The organism is Frankia gtarii (assembly GCF_025403375.1).
Classification (GTDB): Bacteria; Actinomycetota; Actinomycetes; order Frankiales; family Frankiaceae; genus Frankia; species Frankia gtarii.
Genome location: NZ_JAMPTM010000471.1, coordinates 1 through 2586 on the forward strand (window position 1 = coordinate 1; position 2586 = coordinate 2586).

Annotated in this window: 3 protein-coding genes; all 3 read right to left on the reverse strand. The window is 72.7% G+C overall.

The features are described from left to right. Nucleotides 1-2: 2 nt before the first annotated feature. From NBZ83_RS31530 to NBZ83_RS31540, 3 genes are read right to left on the reverse strand one after another with little or no spacing between them, the layout of a single operon-like run. Complete coding sequence (locus NBZ83_RS31530) at nucleotides 3-1229, reverse strand: hypothetical protein (protein WP_055752732.1); 1227 nt, start codon at nucleotides 1227-1229, stop codon at nucleotides 3-5. Continuing rightward, a complete protein-coding gene (locus NBZ83_RS31535) occupies nucleotides 1226-2032 on the reverse strand; it encodes an SAM-dependent methyltransferase (protein WP_256790466.1) in 807 nt (268 codons plus the stop codon). The genes NBZ83_RS31530 and NBZ83_RS31535 overlap by 4 nt, the downstream gene beginning before the upstream one ends. Beyond that, nucleotides 2032-2178, reverse strand: a complete 147-nt coding sequence (locus NBZ83_RS31540; protein WP_261563211.1) for a hypothetical protein — start codon at nucleotides 2176-2178, stop codon at nucleotides 2032-2034. Before NBZ83_RS31540 ends, NBZ83_RS31535 begins: the two co-directional genes overlap by 1 nt. Nucleotides 2179-2586 lie beyond the last annotated feature (408 nt).

Genomic DNA, 2586 nt, shown 5'->3' on the forward strand with positions numbered 1-2586 from the left:
GATCAGCGGGGTGGGGTTGTCTGCGCCGGGTCGGAACCGGCGCGGCTGGTCGGGTCGGCGGCGAGGGCGCTGAGGGTGGCGTTCAGCGCCGCGTCGGCGCCGTGGCGGCGCAGTGTCCGGGTCAGAACATCGAGACCGGCCAAGGCCGGCAGCGGACGGCGCGGCAGGCCGGACAGGAACGGTTCGAGCGGCAGGGCGTCGGCGGACAGCGTCAGGGCGGTGGCGACGGTGTCGTACACGGTGGCGGCCCAGATCGTGAGCACCGCGGCCAGCCAGCCTCGCCATTCACCGCGACGGGTGGCGAGCCGCCCGGCCAGCCACGCTTCGACGCCTTCGACGATCTCCGAGCGGATCGGTGGCGGGCAGTCGAGGGCTATCAGGTGCAGGTGGCCGAGCAGCGTTCCGGTGTCCGCGGGTTCCCCGCCAGGGCCGAGTGCGGGCGAGACCAGCACAGCGCCAGGCGCGCTGGCGGGGTAGAGCACGTGGGTCGGGGTGAGGGCGCCGAAGGCGACGCCGGCGCGGGCGAGCAGCACCGGGTCCAGCGCGGAGGCGAGCCGTGCGAGCCGGGCCGCGAGGCTGCGCGTGAGTGCCTTGGCCTCGCTGACCTCGCCGGCGTACGGGGGCTGCGGGTGGAGGTGGTCGGTCGGGTGGCTCAACGCCTCGGTGACCACGCGGGGAAGGGCGCGGGGGCCGGTGGGCGCGGCGGCCTGCCGCAGCGGCCCCGCCGGATCGCGGTGCAGTTCGGTGAGGTCGTCCATCAGCGTCATCAGCAGCTCGGTCAGCACCGCCGGCCGGGCCTGGACCCGGCCGGCCAGGCTCGTGCCCGTCACCCAGCGGGTGAACAGCACCCCGTCCGCCGTCGCGGCCGGTGCCGCGATCCGCAGGCCGCTGTAGACGGCCAGCGCCGTGAGCTGCTCGGCCTCCTGGTCAGTCCTGTCGGCCCGCGGCCCGTCGTCGCCGGTCAGCACCGCGGTGAGATCGCCGTGGTCGCCGCGCACCACGCTCGCCAGCGTTGCCCCCCTCGGGTGCAGCGTCGCGCACAGCGTCTCGCCGTCGACCTGCACCCGGCGCACCACCGCACTGCCTCCCGTGACCATCGGCCCGAACGCCACCTGCGCCTGCGGCCACAGGTGGGCGGTCGCGGCGGCGATCCGCCCTTCGGCGTAGGCGAGAAGGCGGGTGACGTCGCCGTCCGACCAGCACGCCGAACAGCCGGACAGCGGGCTCACCGGATGCGCCCGATACCGGCGTAGATCGGCAGCCGATCCTCGGACGTTGCCGTCCGGGACTGCTGCCGGTCGTCGGCCCAGCCGGGAAGGAGGACCACGCCGGGCTCGATCAGGTCACAGTCGTCGAAGAACCGCAGGACCTCGGTCCGGCTCCGCAGCCGGAACGGCGCCGTCGTGCGCCGGTACAACGTCGCGGCATCGGTGACGGCCTCGGCCTGTCCGTCACCGGTGGCATGGGTGAGCACCAGGTAGCTGCCCGCGGGGAGCGCGTCCCGCAGCGCGCCGATCAACCGTTCCGGGTGGGCGTCGTCGTCGAAGAAGTGCAGGATCGCGACCAGCAGAAGCCCGACCGGTTGGGACAGGTCGAGCAGCCCGGTGACGTCCGGGTGCTGGAGAATCTCCTCGGGACGGTGGAGATCGCCTTCGATGGCGACCGCGGCGGGCGTGCGCGCGAGGAGGATCTGGCTGTTCGCGACGGCGACCGGGTCGTTGTCGACGTAGGCGACCCGCGCGTCCGGCGCGACGCCGTAGGCGACCTCGTGGACGTTGCCCATCGTCGGCATGCCCGAACCGATGTCGAGGAACTGGCGGATACCCGCCGGGCCGGCGAGGTAGCGCACCGCCTCGCCCAGGAACGCCCGATTGACCCGCGCGGCCTGCTGGATTTGCGGCCACGCCTGCGTCAGCTTCGCTGCGGCGTCACGGTCGACGGCAAAGTTGTGGGCGCCGCCGAGCAGGTAGTCGTAGATCCTCGCAATGTTGGGATCGTCATGTCCGGTGGACTCGAAGCCGTCGGCGGTCATCACGCAGACCTCGCCGCCAGCCGGTCCGCGCCGGCCGGGGTGACGCACGCTCGTCGACGCTCTCCCTTGCTCGCCGCGTCGGATCTGGGCTTGGCGTCGAAGGCGGCGTCGGGGAGCGCGGCCGTCGCGGGGGCGGTCCTCATCATAGGAACAGACCTCACTGAGAGTAGACATCGGGGAACCGCTACCACCATCGCCCTGACAAGGACGACGGACATTCCCGCCAGCCCGAAGAAACAGTTCCGCTCCCCGCACCCCCTCCGACCTGGAGTAACACCCCCCGGCAGGGTGCATTAATTCGGGTCGCACGCCCCCTCTTGCTTCCCGAGGCGTGATCGCACGACTACCGTGGACCTGTCCCGGATGGAAAGGGGGATCACGGTGACGGGGAAGAGGGGCGCGGCGTCGTCATGAGTAGGCCGAGCCGGCGGGTGGAACAGGACGCGCTGCGGGAACGGATGCGCGCGGTCGGGATGAGCCACGACGAGATCGCCGTCGAGTTCACCCGCCGCTACCGGCTACGCCCCCGCACCGCCCACCGGCAGGCCCGCGGC